Annotated in this window: 19 protein-coding genes; 4 read left to right on the forward strand and 15 right to left on the reverse strand. The window is 21.2% G+C overall.

The annotated features are described in order from the left end of the window. Positions 1-32: 32 nt before the first annotated feature. The 8 genes from dnaG to tig all read right to left on the reverse strand — a co-directional run bounded on the left by dnaG (position 33) and on the right by tig (position 9,178). On the reverse strand, positions 33-1,925 hold the full coding sequence (gene dnaG / locus JNO41_RS03585) for a DNA primase (RefSeq protein WP_121463863.1): 1,893 nt from the start codon (positions 1,923-1,925) through the stop codon (positions 33-35). A gap of 51 nt (positions 1,926-1,976) precedes the next feature. Further along, the gene (locus JNO41_RS03590) at positions 1,977-3,353 is read right to left on the reverse strand and encodes a glycine--tRNA ligase (RefSeq protein ID WP_121463864.1); all 1,377 of its coding nucleotides are present in this window, start codon (positions 3,351-3,353) and stop codon (positions 1,977-1,979) included. A gap of 34 nt (positions 3,354-3,387) precedes the next feature. Beyond that, on the reverse strand, positions 3,388-4,281 hold the full coding sequence (era, locus tag JNO41_RS03595) for a GTPase Era (RefSeq protein WP_121463865.1): 894 nt from the start codon (positions 4,279-4,281) through the stop codon (positions 3,388-3,390). Between the two features lie 69 nt (positions 4,282-4,350). Continuing rightward, complete coding sequence (gene ybeY, locus JNO41_RS03600; protein WP_121463866.1) at positions 4,351-4,758, reverse strand: rRNA maturation RNase YbeY; 408 nt, start codon at positions 4,756-4,758, stop codon at positions 4,351-4,353. A gap of 133 nt (positions 4,759-4,891) precedes the next feature. Further along, positions 4,892-5,068, reverse strand: coding sequence for a 30S ribosomal protein S21 (gene rpsU / locus JNO41_RS03605; RefSeq protein WP_432729497.1), 177 nt, complete (start codon positions 5,066-5,068; stop codon positions 4,892-4,894). Positions 5,069-5,218: 150 nt separating this feature from the next. Beyond that, positions 5,219-5,440, reverse strand: coding sequence for a hypothetical protein (locus JNO41_RS03610; protein ID WP_121463868.1), 222 nt, complete (start codon positions 5,438-5,440; stop codon positions 5,219-5,221). Between the two features lie 24 nt (positions 5,441-5,464). After that, complete coding sequence (lon, locus tag JNO41_RS03615) at positions 5,465-7,807, reverse strand: endopeptidase La (protein WP_201736603.1); 2,343 nt, start codon at positions 7,805-7,807, stop codon at positions 5,465-5,467. A gap of 75 nt (positions 7,808-7,882) precedes the next feature. Then, on the reverse strand, positions 7,883-9,178 hold the full coding sequence (gene tig / locus JNO41_RS03620) for a trigger factor (protein ID WP_121463869.1): 1,296 nt from the start codon (positions 9,176-9,178) through the stop codon (positions 7,883-7,885). Between the two features lie 227 nt (positions 9,179-9,405). Between tig and JNO41_RS03625 the strand changes: the two genes are divergently transcribed. The 3 genes from JNO41_RS03625 to JNO41_RS03635 all read left to right on the forward strand — a co-directional run bounded on the left by JNO41_RS03625 (position 9,406) and on the right by JNO41_RS03635 (position 11,948). Then, positions 9,406-10,755 carry an rRNA adenine N-6-methyltransferase family protein gene (locus tag JNO41_RS03625; RefSeq protein ID WP_121463870.1) on the forward strand — a complete coding sequence of 450 codons (1,350 nt, stop codon included), beginning with the start codon at positions 9,406-9,408 and terminating at the stop codon, positions 10,753-10,755. Positions 10,756-11,069: 314 nt separating this feature from the next. After that, positions 11,070-11,333 (forward strand): hypothetical protein, encoded by a 264-nt coding sequence (locus JNO41_RS03630; RefSeq protein WP_121463871.1) that lies wholly within the window; start codon positions 11,070-11,072, stop codon positions 11,331-11,333. Positions 11,334-11,375: 42 nt separating this feature from the next. After that, entirely contained in the window at positions 11,376-11,948 is a 573-nt protein-coding gene (locus tag JNO41_RS03635) for a hypothetical protein (protein WP_121463872.1), read from the forward strand. A gap of 201 nt (positions 11,949-12,149) precedes the next feature. On the opposite strand, the gene JNO41_RS03640 is transcribed toward JNO41_RS03635, so the two are convergent. From JNO41_RS03640 to JNO41_RS03670, 7 genes are all read right to left on the reverse strand, one after another. After that, positions 12,150-12,335, reverse strand: a complete 186-nt coding sequence (locus tag JNO41_RS03640) for a hypothetical protein (RefSeq protein WP_121463873.1) — start codon at positions 12,333-12,335, stop codon at positions 12,150-12,152. Positions 12,336-12,743: 408 nt separating this feature from the next. After that, positions 12,744-13,346: a hypothetical protein gene (locus tag JNO41_RS03645; protein WP_121463874.1), complete on the reverse strand. Its 603-nt coding sequence runs from the start codon at positions 13,344-13,346 to the stop codon at positions 12,744-12,746. A gap of 84 nt (positions 13,347-13,430) precedes the next feature. After that, positions 13,431-13,688, reverse strand: a complete 258-nt coding sequence (locus tag JNO41_RS03650) for a hypothetical protein (protein ID WP_121463875.1) — start codon at positions 13,686-13,688, stop codon at positions 13,431-13,433. Positions 13,689-14,951: 1,263 nt separating this feature from the next. After that, positions 14,952-15,245 carry a hypothetical protein gene (locus tag JNO41_RS03655; RefSeq protein WP_121463879.1) on the reverse strand — a complete coding sequence of 98 codons (294 nt, stop codon included), beginning with the start codon at positions 15,243-15,245 and terminating at the stop codon, positions 14,952-14,954. Between the two features lie 5 nt (positions 15,246-15,250). Next, positions 15,251-15,454 carry a toprim domain-containing protein gene (locus JNO41_RS03660; RefSeq protein WP_432729686.1) on the reverse strand — a complete coding sequence of 68 codons (204 nt, stop codon included), beginning with the start codon at positions 15,452-15,454 and terminating at the stop codon, positions 15,251-15,253. A gap of 97 nt (positions 15,455-15,551) precedes the next feature. Beyond that, complete coding sequence (locus tag JNO41_RS03665; RefSeq protein ID WP_432729688.1) at positions 15,552-16,052, reverse strand: hypothetical protein; 501 nt, start codon at positions 16,050-16,052, stop codon at positions 15,552-15,554. Positions 16,053-16,238: 186 nt separating this feature from the next. Further along, the gene (locus JNO41_RS03670) at positions 16,239-16,409 is read right to left on the reverse strand and encodes a hypothetical protein (RefSeq protein WP_432729502.1); all 171 of its coding nucleotides are present in this window, start codon (positions 16,407-16,409) and stop codon (positions 16,239-16,241) included. Positions 16,410-16,740: 331 nt separating this feature from the next. On the opposite strand from JNO41_RS03670, the gene JNO41_RS03675 reads away from it, so the two are divergent. After that, positions 16,741-17,166 carry a hypothetical protein gene (locus JNO41_RS03675; RefSeq protein WP_152031101.1) on the forward strand — a complete coding sequence of 142 codons (426 nt, stop codon included), beginning with the start codon at positions 16,741-16,743 and terminating at the stop codon, positions 17,164-17,166. Positions 17,167-17,704 lie beyond the last annotated feature (538 nt).

Consider the following 17,704-nt stretch of genomic DNA (forward strand, 5'->3'; position numbering starts at 1 on the left):
AATAATTATTTTTTATAATTAATAAAATAAAATTAGTCTATTTTATTTTCAAATTTATTTTGTTGAATATTTAATAATTGTTTTTCTTTTTGTTTTAACTCGTCCCATAATTTATTTATTTCTGGACTATAATCTTCATCATTATTATTTTTTTCATTAATTTTAGCTTTAATTATCTGTATTTCTTTCTTAATTTCTTGTTGAATCGTCGAATAATCTTTCATTTGAAAAGGAATAAAAATATCTTTTAAATATTCTTGACTTTTTATTCTTTTTTTTTGTTTAAATATAGCATTGTTTTCAACTTGTAATAATAAATTATATACTATTTCAGAATTCGACATATGATCTAAAAATTCTTTATAAACATTTTTAAAATTAGAAATATTTATGCCATTTTTCTTTTCTTCTTCTTTGGAATATTTCATAGAATAATCTTTAATCTTACGAATCAAATCTATCACATCGGCATTAATATTTTCATATTTATAAATTTCTTCTATAACCAAATCAATATATTTTTGATTTAAAAATAATTCAGTTAAAATACTTATTTCTTTTTCATAACTCCCAATTATTCCTTTTAAAGAAATTTTATCCTTTTTTCTTTGTAATAATTCGTTGTTTGTGTCTTTAATAGAAATAAAAGAAAATAAATCAGTTTGAATTTGATATTTTTCATTTATTTTATTTCGAAAATATTCCAAATTGTCTCTATTATGATATTTTAATAAAATTTGAATATTTGAATTTATTTGATTGTCTCTTAACTCTTTCCTTCTAAATTCTTCTATTTGATTAAAAATATAATCTTTAGTTCTTTCTTCTAATTTTTGTTTTAAGAGACTTATATTATTTTGTTTAGATAAAATATATTCATCCGGATCTAAATTATAAGGTAAATGTAAAACCTTAACTCTAAAACTATTTTTATTCAACAAAAAAGAAATTTTTTTCTCAGCTTCTTTTCCTGCATTATCAGAATCTAAAGCGACAGTAACATTTTGTGTTACCTTTTTTAATGATGCTATTTGAATTCGATTCAAATTAGTTCCTAAACTAGCGACAACATTTTTCATACCTATTTTATAAAAAGCTATAACGTCAAAAAAACCTTCGCATAAAATAACTTCTTTTTTATTTTGGATATCTTTTTGATGTTCAAAAAAACGATATAACAAATTTTCTTTTTTACAATGACCATTAAATAAATATTTAGGAATATTAAATTGCGTTTGATTTTGATTATTTTCTAATGAACGTCCACAAAAACCAACTATTTCCCCGTTTAAATCGATCAAGGGAAACATCAAACGATTAATAAAAAAATCAAAATATTTATCTGAATCATTTTTTTTAGAAATTAAACCTAATTTTAAAATATCTTCATATTTATAATTAAGTTTTCCAACTAAATGTTTAATTAAAGCACTTGTGTTTTTATGAGAATAACCTAATCCAAACTCTTTAATTAATTCTTTATTTAATTTTCTGTCTTCGAATAAATATTTTAATAAAGGATGCTCTGAAAATTCTTTTCTATCTAAGATAAATAACAAAGCTTTTTGATAAAATTCATTAGCTGATTTTAAAATAGAAATTAAAGGATCTTCGGGTTTTAATTTTTGTTTAGGCAAATTAATATTAAAAAGTTTAGCTAATTGTTGTATCGCTTCTGACGTAGGAATATCTTTTAATTGAGAATAAAATTTAACCGGAGAGCCGCCTTTACGGCAACCCATACATAAAGCAATATTTTTTTCAGGAGAAATAGATAAAGAAGGAGTTTTTTCTTTATGAAAAGGACACAAAGCGAAAAAACCTTTGCCTTGTTTTTTCGCAACAATTCCCATTTTAATAATTAAATCATAAATGAGGATTTTTTTATTTAATATCTCAAACAAATTATTATTTACATTATTCATAAGACTTAATTTCTTATATTAATTCGAACATTTGTTTATTTATGTAAAAAATTAAAATATTATTTTATCTTCTACATATTTTTTAATTTCTTCAATTGACACTCGTTCTTGTTCCAAAGAATCACGATCTCTGATAGTAACTGTATCATTGATTAAAGTTTCTTCATCTACAGTACAACAAAACGGCGTACCTATCATATCTTGTCGTCGATACCTTTTGCCTATACTTTGATTTTCGTCATAATATACTTCAAAAAAAGAAGATAATTTTTTTTGTAATTCTTTAGCTTTAAAATTATGTTTTTGTTTTATTAAAGGAAAAATAGCTAATTTATAAGGAGATAAAAAAGGATGAATTTTCAAAACTATTCTTGTAGTATCATTTTTTAATTTTTCATTTTGTAAAAAATTAATTATAGTAGCTAAAAATAATCTTTCAACTCCTAAAGAAGGTTCAATAACAAAAGGCCAATATTTTTCTTTAGTTAATACATCTAGATATTTTAAATCTTTTTGTGAAAATTTTTGATGCGCTTTCAAATCAAAATCCGTCCTTGAAGATATTCCCCATAATTCATCAAATCCCCAAGGAAAACGAAATAAAATATCTGTAGTGGCATTGGCATAATGACTTAATTCATTAGAGTTATAATCTTTAAGTTTTAAATTATGTATATTAAAACCTAATTGTAAAAGAAAATTATAAGAATAATCTTTCCAAAAGCAAAACCACTCATAATATGATTTAGGATGACAAAAAAACTCTAATTCCATTTGTTCAAATTCACAAGTACGAAAAATAAAATTACCTGGAGTAATTTCATTACGAAAAGCTTTTCCAATTTGACCTACACCAAAAGGGATTTTTTTACGAGTAGAATGTAAAATATTTTTAAAATTAACAAAAATACCTTGACAAGTTTCTGGTCTTAAATATAAAGGAAGAGAGCTTTCAGAAACAACACCTTGTGAAGTTTTAAATAATAAATTGAATTCTTTAACAGAAGCCCAATTTTTAGTTCCTAAAATTTTATGTTTAATTAAATAATCTGTCATCTCTTGGAAAGTTAAACTATCAACATTTATCTGAGGATCATGATTTTTAATTAATTTATCTGCTCTATAACGTTTATTATCGTCTTTATTTTCAGCTAAAGGATCTATAAATGAAGATAAATGTCCTGATGCTTCCCAAATTTTAGGATTCATAATAACAGAACTATCTAACAAAACATTTTTTTCATTTTCTTGAAAAAATTTTTTGATCCAAGCTTTTTTAATATTTTGTTTTAATAAACTACCTAAAGGACCATAATCAAAACTATTAGCTAAACCATTATAAATTTCGCTACCAGGAAAAACAAAACCAGTTTGTTTCATAAAACTAACGATATCTTTGAAAGAAATATTGTTTATATTTTCGCACATAATTTAATAACCAATTTTTCATTATATTTTTTTATTATTTTGTATATGAAACATAAGGAGAATGAAAAACTTTTTTTCTAATATTCAATTCCGTATCTACTTTAACCCATAAATTTAAAGAAACTTTCTTTTTCAAAAATCTCTTAATATCTTTTTCAGCAGTAATCCGAATTTTTTTTAATGTGGCACCATTAGTTCCAATTAAAATTTTTCTTTGGCTAACTTTCGAAACTAAAATTAAAATATCTATTGTTAAAGAATCTAAATCTTTACTATAAGTTAAATTTTCTAAATAAACAGAACAAACATGCGGTAATTCTTTATCTAAATAATAAAAAAATTTTTCTCTTACAAATTCTGATATTAATTCTTCTTGCGAAAGATTAGTAACAACATCTTGAGAGAAATAAGGTTCTCTTTCGTCTAGTAAGGAAATAATATTTTCTTTCAAAATGTTTAAATTTTGATCTTTAACACTAGACAAAGGGATAATAGCTTCAAAAGAAAAATATTTTAAATAGCTTAAAATAATTTTATCAATTAAAATCTTCTTTTTGAAAAGATCCATTTTAGTAATAACTAAAATAATTTTCTTATTATATGTTTGAATAAAAGTCAAAATATCTTTGTCCCTTTGACTACATTCCTCATCAACCAAAAACAAAATAACATCGACTTCTTGAATATTTTTGAAAGTTACAAAATTCATTCTAGAAATTAAAAAACTTTGTTTTTTATATATTAGACCTGGATTATCTACAAAAATCAATTGATAATCAGGACTATTACAAATACCTAGAATTTTCTTTTTTGTAGTATTAGGTTTATCACTTGTAATAGAAATTTTTTGTTCTAACAAAGAATTTAATAAAGTAGATTTGCCTACGTTAGCCTTACCTATCATAGTAATAAAACCTGATTTAAACAAACAACAAACCTCCCTTTAGAACAAAAAGATTATAAAATTCTATTAATAATCAAAAATAATGTTAAATTACTAAACAATATTATGTTTTTTTAAAATATCTTCTTGTATATCGATCATTTCTTGTAAAGATTGTTCGGTATCATCATCATATCCTTTTAAATGAAGATAGCCATGAATAACTAAAAATGCAACTTCTCTTTCTAAACTATGACCTATTTTTTGAGCTTGCTCAAAAACTTTAGTTAAAGAAATAAAGATATCTCCTAAATAATCATCATAATTTGTATTCGGAAAAGTTAAAACATCAGTAGGATAATTTTTTTGGCGATAATAAAAATTCATTTCTTGCATTTTATTATTATTTATAAAAATAACATTGATTTTTTTCGTGTCTTCTATAAAATCAAAAATATAAATCAAAATTTTTTTAAAATTTTGAATTTTTTGTTTTGTTGTGTTATGTATTTTAATAATCATCTATAATGATTTCTTTTCTGAAAATTGTTATTAATATTTAAAGTACTAAATATAAAAAAATATTTTAATAATAAATCGATAAAATCCTTATTAAAAATAAAAAACACCTGATAAATTATAGGTGAATTTTTTATTAAAATTTAATATTTTTTTTAGAAAATTTTCTACGGTTTTTTCTTTCTGTACTTGGTTTAATATAATATTCTTTTTTTCGAGCTTGCACTAAATTTCCTGATTTAGAAACATCACGTTTAAAACGACGTAAAGTTTCATCAAAAGTTTCTTCTTTGCGAACAATAGTCTTAATCATTTAATCAACTCCTTTTCTGCACAAAAAATAATTTAATTATAAAAACACATAATCAAAATAATACCAAAATATATTTTTTAATATTATTTTTTCAATATATAAAATATGCTATCATAAATAAATAAAAATAAAACAAAAAAATAATTTTTTCTAAGACTTTAAAGTATGTTGCAAATATAAAAAAGAATTAACAAAATAAATACAAACTAAACAAAAAATAAAACGATTCAAAACAACTTGCGTGCCATCAGGTCTATGATTTCCGTATTGTTCTGAAAAAATATCTATTATACTTTTTTCTGTAGTAAATAAAACTCCTAAAATTATTAAAACACAATTAATATACATATAATAAGCTGTTAAATATGACATTGTTACAAACCTCGCTTTTTCAAATTAAATTAAAGCTTTCGCAAAAACATCTTGAGCATTTTCAACAACAATAATTTCTACTTTTTTTCTAACTTCTTCAGGAATATCATCTAAATCTTTTAAATTATCTTTAGGAATAAAAATAACATTCAATCCACTTCTATCAGCGGCGATAGCTTTTTCTTTTAAACCGCCTATAGGTAAAACAGAGCCGGTTAAAGTAATTTCGCCAGTCATTCCAATATTTTTTCGAACAAATTTCTTTTGAATAGCTGAAAAAATACAAGTAGCTATGGTAATGCCAGCCGAAGGACCATCTTTAGGAATAGCTCCTTCTAAAAAATGAATATGAAAATCATTATTTTTGAAAACGCTATATTCGATACCTAACATTTCAGCATTAGATTTCAAAAAGCTAAAAGATGTCATTGCGCTTTCTTTTAAAACTTTGCCTAAATATCCTGTTAAAACTAATTCTCCGCTACCTTTAAAATGAGTAACTTCGACAGGTAAAATATCTCCGCCAAAAGAAGTATAAGCTAATCCGTTTACAACTCCAATTTGATCTTTATTATTCATTAATAAATGTTGATAAATAATTTTTCCTAAAAATTTTTCAATATTATTAGCTTCTATTTTAATTTGTTTCACTTTATTAAGCAAAATTTCTTTAACTGTTTTTCTTACCAAAGTGGCAATTTTTTGATTTAATTCTCTAACTCCAGATTCTTTAGTATAATGTCTAATTAAAAAAAGAATTGTTTCTTTATCTATAAAAAAATTTTTTTCACTAATTCCGTGACCTTTTAACTGTTTAGGTATTAAATGTTCTTGAGTGATAACTACTTTTTCTTGTTCTGTATAAGAATTCAATTCTATAATTTCTAAACGATCTTTTAAAGGTTCTGAAATATTACTTAAATCATTAGCAGTTGTTATAAATAAAACTTTAGATAAATCAAAAGGTTCTGATAAATAAAAATCTGTAAAAGTTTCATTTTGTTGCGGATCCAAAACTTCTAATAAAGAAGAACCAGGATCATGTTGATAATTATTAACTAATTTATCTATTTCATCTAATAAAAAGACGGGATTCATTACTCCAGAATCTTTTAAACCACTTAAAATACGGCCTGGCATTGCTCCAACATAAGTTTTTCTATGGCCTTTAATTTCGCTTTCTTCTTGTAAACCACCCAAAGATTGTTTAACAAATTTACGACCTAAAGCTTCAGCTATAGAAATAGCCAAAGTAGTTTTTCCAACTCCAGGAGGACCTACAAGACAAATAATAGTTTGAGGATTTTTTTGAGTCATTATTTTAACAGCTGCATATTCTATAATACGTTCTTTGACTTTTTTTAAACCGTAATGATTTTTTTCTAAAATTGTTTCTATTTTATTTAAATCATCAACATCTTTACTTATTTTTCCCCAAGGTAAAGCGATAACAAAATCTAAATAATTACGAATAACAAAGGAATCTGCCAAATTAGAAGAAATCGATTGATAACGAGAAAGTTCTTGTAATACTTTAACTTTTATATTTTTAGGCATTTTAGAAATATTAATGTTTCTTCTTAATTCTTCTATTTCTTCTTCTTTTTTAGCTTTATCACCTAACTCATTTTGAATGGCGCGCATTTTTTCTCTTAAATAAAATTCTTTTTGATTTTCGTCGATACTACGTTTGACTTCTGCATTAATTTTATTTTCTAAATCTATGCAATCTAATTTTATTTCAATATCTTGTAAAATTAAAATAAGTCTTTTGTTTAAATTAGGCTCTTTTAAATATTTATATTTATATTTTTCTTCAATTTTTAAAGCAAAAATAATTAAATCTGCGGCTTTTTCAGTTGTAATTCCATCTTTTATTTGTTTTAAAAAAGTAGTTTCTGAAATTAAAAAAAGTTGATTAATATTAGAAGCTATTTTCTCCATTATTAATTTAATAAGAGTTTTTTCTTCTTTCAAATCCCCAAAAGTAATCGGTAACTCTTTATATTTAGCAAAATATACATCTTTTTCTTTTGATATTTTCTTAATTTGAACTCTTTTAATAATACGTAATTTGACTTTATAAAGTTCATCATTAATTTTAATAGAAACTAAAACCTTTGCTAATACTCCAAATTTTTCTATATCAGATATTTTAGGATTTTCTTGAAATAAATCTTTTTGTAATAAAACAAGAACATAAGGACATTTATTAAATTCAGAATAATTTAAAGCATTTATAGAAAAATTTCTACCTACTTCAATCCTTAAATCATTAAAAGGGATCGGAACAGTATCTCTAACAATGATAGCAGATAACTCTTCAGGGATAAAATTAATTTCTAACTCTTTATCGTTCTTAATCATTATAATTTTCGAATCCTTTTATCAAATTTTTAAAATTAAAATAAAATTTTAATTTTTTTATATACAAATTTTTAATTATTTATCATTATTTTTTACTAAAAAATCAACAACCTTTTGTCTTATTAAATAATCTTTTATATTTTTAACAAAATATGAATTTGTTTTGATTATTTGAATATCTGTTTTATATTCGGTACTTACTTGTTGACAAGTTGCTTCTAATTCTTCAGAACTAATTTCTATTTTTTCTTTAGTTCCTATTTCATCTAATAAAAAATTCAATTTAATTTTATTTAAAGCTTGTTCTTGCATTTCTTGTGAAAATTTTGTTTCGTCTAATTTTGTTTGTTTCAAATATTCTTCTAAACTTACTTTTTTAGATTTTAATTCTTCTTCTAACTCTTTTTTTAAATTTTTGGCTTCTTCATCTATCAAAAACTGAGAAATTTTTAAATTAGATTTTTGAACTAAAAATTCTAAAATCTCTTCTTTTCTTTTGTTTTCTACTTCATATTTTTTTTGAATTTCTAATTCTTCTTTAATTTTCTTTTTGAACTCTGAAACATTATTGATATTAGGAAATTTCATACTTTTTACTAATTCATCATTTAAAACGACATCTTTTTTTCTTTTGATATCATGTAGTAAAACTTTAAAAACAACTTCTTTTCCGGCAAGTTCTTCTTTTGCATAATCTGTAGGAAAACAAATATTAATATCTTTTTCTTCATTTCTTTTTAAAGCTATCATTCCTGTTTCGAAACCCGGAATAAATTGATTAGAACCAATTTCCAAAGTATAATTAGTAGCTGATCCGCCTTCAAATAATTGGTCATTTAAATAACCTTTAAAATCAAAAATAGCAAAATCTCCTGATTCTAAAGATGAATCTTTTTCTTTTGATTCTAAAATAGGATCATTTTTAAATAAAACATCTATCTTTTTTTCAACTTCTTCATCTGTAATTTCTAAATTATAATTTTTTGCTGGAATGTTTTTATAATTACATACTTTAATTTCTGGCTTTAACATAAATTCTATGCCAAAATTAAAAAAATCCTTTTTTTTAAGTAAATCTTCTGGATTAAAATTAATTATTTTCGGTTCTCCAATGATATCATATTCTTTATTTTGTTCAAATATTTTTTTTAATTTTTTTTGAACTAAAAATGAAAAAGCATCATCATATAAAGAACGTGGATCAAAATGCTTTTCATACATGTCCCTTGTTACAAAACCTTTTCGAAAACCTTTTAATTCTACTTTAGATTTTACTTTATTATAAATTTCTTCTACAAAAACATCAAAATCATCTTTATTTATTTCAAAATGATACTGAATCAAATCATCATTTATTTTTTTAATTTGCATATTTATCTTACCTAGTCTTTTAAATATTTATTTATAACATATGTATTACTTTGTTTATATAATTCAAAAAATTTTAAATTATAAAATATTAACTTACATTTATAATTATATATGTATAGTACATTTATTTATGTAATTATATGTATATAAATGTATATAATATATAAATTATATTATTTTATACTGTTTGGAAAATATTAGATTAAGGCATAATAGGAAAATATATAATGTTTAAACAAACATCCATAACAACATCATTCATAGAAAATATAAAAAATTCAAAAAATAAATTTTTTTATTTTTTATTAATCTTAACTGTTTCGATTTTATGTTTAGATTTTTTTCATAGTTTTAAAATTTATAATTTTAATCAAACGTCAAAATATTTACCTTTACCTAATTTAGAATGGTATCATTTCATATCTTTTTCTAAATACAGTCTATTAACTATTTTATCATTATTTTTTATAATACTAAAAGAGAATAAAAATAATAAAAAATATAAAATAACTAATTTTATAGCATTATGTTCTTTAATAAATATTTTAATAAATACTTTTTGTTTTCGTTCTTTTATAAGAGATCTAAATATTTACCCTTCTAATATAAAATACTTTAATTTAATTATTTACTATTTAGAATTTCTTTTGCTTCCGTCTATATTTTTATTTTTTTATTTTTCAAATAAATTTAAAGTTTCATGGAAAATGATAATACCTATTTTATTAAATTTTATCTTTTATTTAATAATTAATTTTATTTTAAATTTAATATATTATTATATTAGTATCGCAACATTTTTAAAAGAACAATTAATTAATTATGATAACAAAATAGAAACATATTTTCTAATTCCTTATATACAAATCATAATCTCTTTTGCATATTTAACTAGCATAATTATCTGTTTTCAAAAAATGAAAAAATATTTCTTTTTGAAAGTATTTGTATTAATATTAACTATGTTGTCATTATCTATCATTACTTTTAATTACAAAGAATGGAAACATGCTACATCATTATTTTCAGAATCAAATTCAGGATCTGGTATTTTTCCAGAAACACAAGAAATGTCCCAATATTTTACAAATATTTCTAATTTAAAAAAATCCGAGCTAAAAGAAAAAGGATATAAAATTTTAGAATTAGGAGCCGGAACTGGAAATGTCACTAAATACTTAATAGAAAAATTTGGAGTAGAAAACATAATATGCATTGAATGGCATTGGCATTTATGTGATTTTTTAAGAAAAGAATATCCTGGCCTAACAGTAATCCAAGGGAATGCAGCAGTTTTTATAAATTTATTAGAAAAAAATGGATTATCAAAAAATAAAATTAAAGGAATCGTCTCTACTTTACCTATAAGTATTTTCGAAAAAACTGATTTTATAAATTTTGAAAATAACATTAATGAAATAATTAAAGAAAATAAAATCAAATTTATGAATTATCGTTTTAAATTTTTCGAAACAAAAGAAAGACAAATAAATATAAAACCAAAAGAAGATTTAATTTTTATTACTAGTTTCATTCCTGTAAGTATTTATACTTTTGAAGGAACTGACCCGGAATAAACGTTTTTTCAAAATTACCATAAAAGCAATTCTCAAAAACTAATTACTAAAGTTATGAACCACGTATCCAAGAATTTCGAAAAGTAACCAACGAACTAAACAAAAAAATCGAAGAAATCAAAAATCAATATCCTTCATTAGAATCACAAAAAAACCCATTAGAAATAAAATGTAATAATTTAACCTCTACAATAGATAAATTAAATTTTAGACATCCTGATTTACAACGTTTTCAAACTGAAAGACTAGAAAAAATAGTTCAAAAAATCGTAAACATTGATCTACAAATTAAAAATTTAGAATAAGAACAAGAAATGTACGAAGAAATGCTATCTAATGCTAATAAAATGTTAACAAAGAATGAAAGAGATTACACAAAATCCTATAACGATATTTCGAGACTTTACACCATTGATGGACTAGACGCAGCAAAAGACGCATTTGAAAATATAGGTAGAGCCCTTCCCGATGCAAAAACAACAACCGCATTAGTTCTTGGTGCAGGTTTAGCAATAGGCGTAGGCGTACTTAGTGGTGGTTTAAGTAGTATAGATGGTTTAGAAGCATTATTGATTTAATGTTAACATCTTTTAAAAATATTAAAGAAGGGGAATATAATAATGCCAAATAATGAAAATAATAATGTTAATAATAATGATAATAAAGATTCATTTATTGAAACACACGAAAAAATAAAAAACAAAAAAAATAAAGTTAGTTATATTCCTTGTTTAACTTTTTTAATAATAGCGGTTTTGTTAGTTTGGTATGGAATACATACTTTACTTAATGATAAAGATATACATAGAGCATTATTAAATAAGAAAGATAGTATAGTAAACGAAACAGTAGACAAAATTACAATTAAATTAAATCTTCCACAACAAGACGAAAACCAAGCAACTAATGTAGAAAATAAAAACCAAGAAATAAAAGGACAAGATGGAAGCCAAGAGGCCAAAGTACAATATGAAAATCAAGAAACAAACGGAAACCAAGAAACAAAAGGACCAGTCGGAGACAAAGGACAAGATGGAAAACCAGGGCAAATATTAATACAAGGCCCTTCATTATTAAAACCTTATTTAATATATCAAGGAAAAAAAGAGGTGTTTTTTTTCCTAAAATTGGTTTTATTTTTAAAAATTAGTAATTTTGTTTTTTTTCATGAAAATATTTTTTTTAAAAAATAATTTATTTTTTTGTTTTTTTTCATTACTTATTTATTAATATTATATATTTTTTTTATTTTTTTTGCAAATAAAAAAAATATATACAACAAAAATAACCCTTTTAAAAAGGGTGTTTTTTCCACTTAAAATATTTATATTTGTTTTTATTATTTTTTTATGTTATATTTTAAATGGTTTCTATGTTTAAATTGTTTTTTTATGTTATATTTTAAATGTTGTTTTTGTAAAATAAATTTTCCTACCAATAAAGGCATGTACGCCTTTATTTTTTTTGTAGTAATTTATTTCATCATTTCCAATATCTAAAATTGTTTTTCCTGGTTCATAAGTTTCATTTAAAATAATTTTTAATGCTAATGTATTAATATATCCTTTTACTTTTAACATATCATAATAAAAAACCTTTTTAAATTCATAACCGAGTTTTTTTGAAAATATTTTTTATTTTATTTTTTGTTAAATAAATAATTATATTTTGTCTCGGTGGGTTTTCGCAGTTTGTAGAAAATGAAAAAAGCCGACGGCCTTTCCCTCTTATTTTTGAATCTCTCGCCTTTCCTAAATATTGGCTTAAATATTTTGTAATAATGTCCTCGTATTTTTGTTTTGTTTCAAATAAATTTTTTTGACCTTCTTTTATTTCGTAGCCTTTTGTTATTTCTATTTTTTCGCCGTTTTTTGTTGTTTCTTTAACTTTGTTATATATTCTTAAATGTTGGCTTACTGTGTTTGGATTTTCTATTTTTGAATATACTTTTTTTACAGCTAAAAACCATAATTCAAAAATGCGAGGGCTTATATTATTGAATTATATTTTTTGTATTTTATATGCGTTGTTTTATGCCCTAATGCTTGAAATAAATCAATGTTTAAAAATACAATATGATTATGCCATGCTTGGTTTTTTGTAATTTCTAGTACTTTGATTGATTTCAAAACTTTTTTTATAAATTTTTTACTATAACCATTTTTTATTAATTCCTTATTTAATAAAAACATAAAATGTTTTCTTGCTTTAATTATTTTGTTTATGTCGGTTGTTTCTTGGTTTAAAATCCTTTTTCCGTCTTTTGTAATAAATGCTGGTAATGTTGTTGTTAAAAAAGTTATTTTTTTTGTATAAAAAATATTATGTAATGTTTTCATTTTCATATTGTCAGTACTTATTTTTAAATTTGTTTTTTGTTGTTCTTTTTCTTGGGTTGTTGTTTTTGTTGCTAATGATACAACATACCCATTACCGAATTTTATACCCCAGTTAGCTTTTACATAACATATTTTTTTAAATACTCGGTTAATGTCGCGTTTGTTATTTTTTCTTAAAATTATATGTATTGTTTTAGCATCTACAATTTTTTTATTTTCTAAAATAAATTTTATTTTTTCGTCGTTTGTCATTTCATAAAAAAATTGTTTTAATGTTCTTATGTCTTTTGTATTTATTTTTTGTTCGTATTGATATTGTAAATATCTTATGACGTCTTACCATGCTTCTTTTTGTTCTTTGTAAATTTCTTTTTTAAAATTTGCATTGTCTATAATATGTTTATATGCTAAAAATGATATTTCTTTTGCTTGTGCCTCTTTTCCATATGTTGTTATACCTATTCTACGTATAAAATTAATTTTATTGTTAACGTCGTTGTTTTCCCAGTTTAACATTAATGTTATGTTTTTATCGTATGAAATTTGTTTTTCTTGGTTTTCATATTTAAAATTTGTTAATATATTATAATTCATTTTTTTATATCTTTTTTTTAATGTTTTTATTTAATTTTTAATATATAATGTTTATATAAAAGAAATGTAAAAAGAGGTGTTTTACATTTCTTTTTATTTTTATATTTGTATATTATTTTTTTTTAACATATAATATTTTTATAAAAAAATTTATAAATTTTTAACACCATTTATAAATTTTTTTATTTTTGTAAAATCTAATTTACTTTTATTTTTTGTATTCTATAAAATCCATTTTTTAAATATTTTTAATTTTTTTTAATAAAAAATTATTTTTTTGTTATTTTGTATTTTTGTAAAATTTGTGTTGTTATGTTTTTAAAAAGATTGTTAAGCGGTTTACAATCTTTTTTTTTTTTTTATTTATTTTTTGAAATAAAAAAAAAAAAAACAGCGCGGAGGATTTTTTAACATAAACCATTTAGACATCAACATTTATTTTTTTTACAAAATTATATTACAAAATATTTTATTAAAAATTATTTTTATATATTTTATATTTATTTTATTAAAAATTTTTTTTCAGTTTATAATAAAAATACAAATTATATTTTTTTATTTTTTAAATAAAATGTGTGTTTTATTTTTATAAAGCAGTTTTTATTTATATTTTTTTTACAAAGCATTTTTTTAAAAAAAATATTTTTTATGTTTTTTGCCCGAAAAATCATTATATAAAAATTTTTAACTTTTTTATATATTTTGTTTTTTTTCTAATGTTTAAACAACATAAATTATGCTATAATTTAAGTAGATATTTTATTTTTTTTTTTTTTTAGTTAAAAAAAATTTTTTTTATTTATTTTATACATTTCATTTTTTTTAACTAAAAATAATTTATACGTATTTACGTACTTTTATTTTATAAGAGAGCGCCCCCTTGAATATAACAAGTGAAATAAGAACACAAGCATTTTTTTTAAATGTTTTGTGTTCTTTTTTTTGCTTGTTATTTTGTTATTTTATATAAAAAAAATTATTTAATTTTTTTTAAATGCATATTGTATTTATTAATATTTTTATTTAATTATTTTTTTTCATATCAAATTAATTTTTTTTATATAAAAATTATTTTTGATATGAAATTAATTTTTTATATAAAATTATTTTTTATATAATAATCTTATAAAAAAAGTCTTGTAGTCTTGTAATAAAAAAATATAAAAATTTTAATTGATTTAAATTTAAGCGAATTATTAAAAATATAATAAAAATTAATTTTTATGTAAATTATTTTTATATTAATTTTTAATGCGCGTTTTTTTATTTTTTTAAAAATTGAATTTCATTTTTAATTTTTAATAACATATTTTTTATATGTTTTTTGCCACCTATAAAAAAACCGTTTAAGCTTGTTATCATTGATTTTAAAATTGCAATTTTTACATATAAATTTTGTATTTTTTTTATAGTTGATTTATTTTTTTTGTTTATTTCTAAATCTACAAAAAATTTTTTTAATTCGTTTTCGTTTTCGTATAATTCTATTAAAAAATCATTTTTTATTTTTTCGTCCTCGTATTTTTCTAACGGTTTATAGTCTTTTTCATTATACATTTTTTTTATTCTCCTTTATTTTCTAAAAATATTTTTTTATATGTTTTTACATCGTATTTTTTTAAAATGTCGTCGGCGTCTTTACAAAGATAACGAGGGTGTATTTTTTTTATTTCATTTTTAATATTGTTTTTGTTTAATTGCGTTTTTAAGCGGTTTGCGTTGGCTGTTCCGCTCTTGTCATTATCTAATGCGATTATAATTTTTATGTCGTTTTTTTTTTAAAAAAATTTAACATAAAATTACTTAACAATTTTGTTATTGTAATTAATCCTATAACGTTTTTAATGTTGTTGTTATGACAGTTTATAACATCAAAAATCCCTCGTGGATGATGGCCGTTTTAGTTTTTAAAATTGTATCTTGCGCCTCAGTAAATCCATAACAAATTAAAAATATATCTGTGTTGCTAAAATTGATTTGTGATTTATATTTTGGTGTGTATCTTGTAATTTTTTTATTAAAATTATTTTTGTAAAAATGATATGTGTTTTGATTTTGCATTATTGGTATTATGATACAGTCATTGAGTGCATCACATAAAAAAAATTGTTTTATAAAGTCATTATCATTTTTTATATTTTTATAATAATTTTTATATATTAAAAACGTTTTTAAAAAAAAATTAATATCCATTTTTTTATTTTTAATATATGTTAATAATTTTGTATTGTCTTTGTTGCTATAACCTAATTTAAATTTTTTGATTGTTTCCAATGATAATTTACGCTCGTTTAATAAATAATTTAATACTTGTGTATTATTCATTAATTTATCATGGTAAAAATCAGTTATGACATTAAAAATGGAGAATAATTTTTTTTGATTTCTTGTTTAATTTTTATTTGTTGTTTTTCTTTTAATTTTCGCGTTTCGTTTTTTTTATTTTCTAATGTTTTATCTTTGATTATTTGTTTTTTAAAATATGTTTGTAATTCTTTTTTTATTTCTTGTATTTCGTTTTTATGTTCTTTTTTATAATTCGTATTGTTTTTATTTTCTTTTAATTTCGCGTTGTCTTTTTTCTTTTTGTTTATTATTTTTTTTGTAATAATTTTGTATTTGATTTGTTTTATAATAATTTTCTAAAAAATAATTTAAATGAAAAATTGCAAATTTAAAATCAAGACCCGTTTTTTTTGATAAATTTCTATAACGTCCCATGCTTTATTACATCCCAGCAATAAACATTATTATTATTGTTTATATCACAGCTTATACCGCTTTTACTGTCATGATATAAACAATTAAATTTTACGTCTTTTGTTGCTGTTGGTTTAATAATATTTAGTAATTTTAAAATATAAATCATTTCTATTTTTTTTATGTCTTGAATATTAATTTTTTTATTGCTTGCATTTTTAATTTTGTTTTTTCTTTTAATTCGTTTTTGATTTTTTCAATTAACATTTTATTTTTTTACCTTTATTGATTTTTAAAATAAAAAAAAGGGGTTTCCCCCTTTTTAATTTTTTTTTTGATTTGCTGTTATTAAGTGCTTAATCAAGATAAAAAAGGAAACACCATAAGAGAATATAAATTATTTTCTAATATGAAAGCAAAAGAAAAAAACCACAGTGGAAAAATCAATTATTTTCATAGAAAAGATTTTGAAAATAATTTAATCAAATACGATTTAAATATGTTCCCTATTGAATGGACTGATGGGAGAGAGAATTTATATAATTTAGAATATGATAGTAACGGGGAAATTAAGCACAAACATAATTTTGATGTTTCCAAAGCTAATTACAATTTAATAAAAACTAATAAACCTGATAATACACCTAATATGATGGTAAAGGATGTAGAAGGTGCAAATGGATTTTGGAATAAAAGCGATTGTTATTTAAATGCAACAGATAATATGAATATTATTTGTGTATTAAATGACAGCTGTTGGAAAGATTATACTCCTTAAATTCGTTTTATAACTAAAAACTTAGAATTAAGGTTTGATTGGTTAACATTTATTTCAGCAAAGTTCAAACAATATATGGGTTGTGTTCCATCAAAATAGAACCAGTTGGAAAGTTCAAAAATTAAAAAAGTAAACTATTTATTAATTACTATTATCGTAACATAAAAAAAATAAAATGTCAAGTAAAAATTAAAAATTTTATAAATTTATTTTAAAAAATTTAACTAAACAAAGAAAAAAAGAAAAAGAAAGAACCAAAGAAAAAGAAAAAAAGAAAACATATGTTAAAAAAAAAAAAAAAATATATATATATTATTTTTAAAAATCTTGAATCTTGTTTTTTTATTATAACAAAAAATATATATTTTGTCAAATATTTTTTTTAAAAAAATTTAAAAAAAAGCAAGATTTAAAAAAAAAAAAAAACAAGATTCAAGATTTTTAAAAATATTTAAAATTTTAAAAAAAACAAGATTCAAGATTTTTAAAAATATTTATTAATCAATTTTTTTTATATAAATTTGATTAAAAAAATTAA

The sequence above is a fragment of the 'Prunus avium' virescence phytoplasma genome, assembly GCF_050916135.1.
In the GTDB taxonomy this organism is placed as follows: Bacteria; Bacillota_I; Bacilli_A; order Acholeplasmatales; family Acholeplasmataceae; genus Phytoplasma; species Phytoplasma ziziphi.

What these genes read in the sequence shown, in the direction of transcription:
- JNO41_RS03640 (WP_121463873.1), bottom strand. Translation starts at nt 12,335, where the DNA reads ATGTTAAAAGTAAAAGGATATATTAATACATTAGCATTAAAAATTATT.
- JNO41_RS03590 (WP_121463864.1), bottom strand. Translation starts at nt 3,353, where the DNA reads ATGTGCGAAAATATAAACAATATTTCTTTCAAAGATATCGTTAGTTTT.
- tig (WP_121463869.1), bottom strand. Translation starts at nt 9,178, where the DNA reads ATGCAAATTAAAAAAATAAATGATGATTTGATTCAGTATCATTTTGAA.
- JNO41_RS03625 (WP_121463870.1), top strand. Translation starts at nt 9,406, where the DNA reads ATGTTTAAACAAACATCCATAACAACATCATTCATAGAAAATATAAAA.
- JNO41_RS03655 (WP_121463879.1), bottom strand. Translation starts at nt 15,245, where the DNA reads ATGTATAATGAAAAAGACTATAAACCGTTAGAAAAATACGAGGACGAA.
- JNO41_RS03670 (WP_432729502.1), bottom strand. Translation starts at nt 16,409, where the DNA reads ATGGGACGTTATAGAAATTTATCAAAAAAAACGGGTCTTGATTTTAAA.
- dnaG (WP_121463863.1), bottom strand. Translation starts at nt 1,925, where the DNA reads ATGAATAATGTAAATAATAATTTGTTTGAGATATTAAATAAAAAAATC.
- lon (WP_201736603.1), bottom strand. Translation starts at nt 7,807, where the DNA reads ATGATTAAGAACGATAAAGAGTTAGAAATTAATTTTATCCCTGAAGAG.
- JNO41_RS03610 (WP_121463868.1), bottom strand. Translation starts at nt 5,440, where the DNA reads ATGTCATATTTAACAGCTTATTATATGTATATTAATTGTGTTTTAATA.
- JNO41_RS03645 (WP_121463874.1), bottom strand. Translation starts at nt 13,346, where the DNA reads ATGACAAACGACGAAAAAATAAAATTTATTTTAGAAAATAAAAAAATT.
- JNO41_RS03650 (WP_121463875.1), bottom strand. Translation starts at nt 13,688, where the DNA reads ATGAATTATAATATATTAACAAATTTTAAATATGAAAACCAAGAAAAA.
- JNO41_RS03635 (WP_121463872.1), top strand. Translation starts at nt 11,376, where the DNA reads ATGCCAAATAATGAAAATAATAATGTTAATAATAATGATAATAAAGAT.
- rpsU (WP_432729497.1), bottom strand. Translation starts at nt 5,068, where the DNA reads ATGATTAAGACTATTGTTCGCAAAGAAGAAACTTTTGATGAAACTTTA.
- ybeY (WP_121463866.1), bottom strand. Translation starts at nt 4,758, where the DNA reads ATGATTATTAAAATACATAACACAACAAAACAAAAAATTCAAAATTTT.
- JNO41_RS03630 (WP_121463871.1), top strand. Translation starts at nt 11,070, where the DNA reads ATGTACGAAGAAATGCTATCTAATGCTAATAAAATGTTAACAAAGAAT.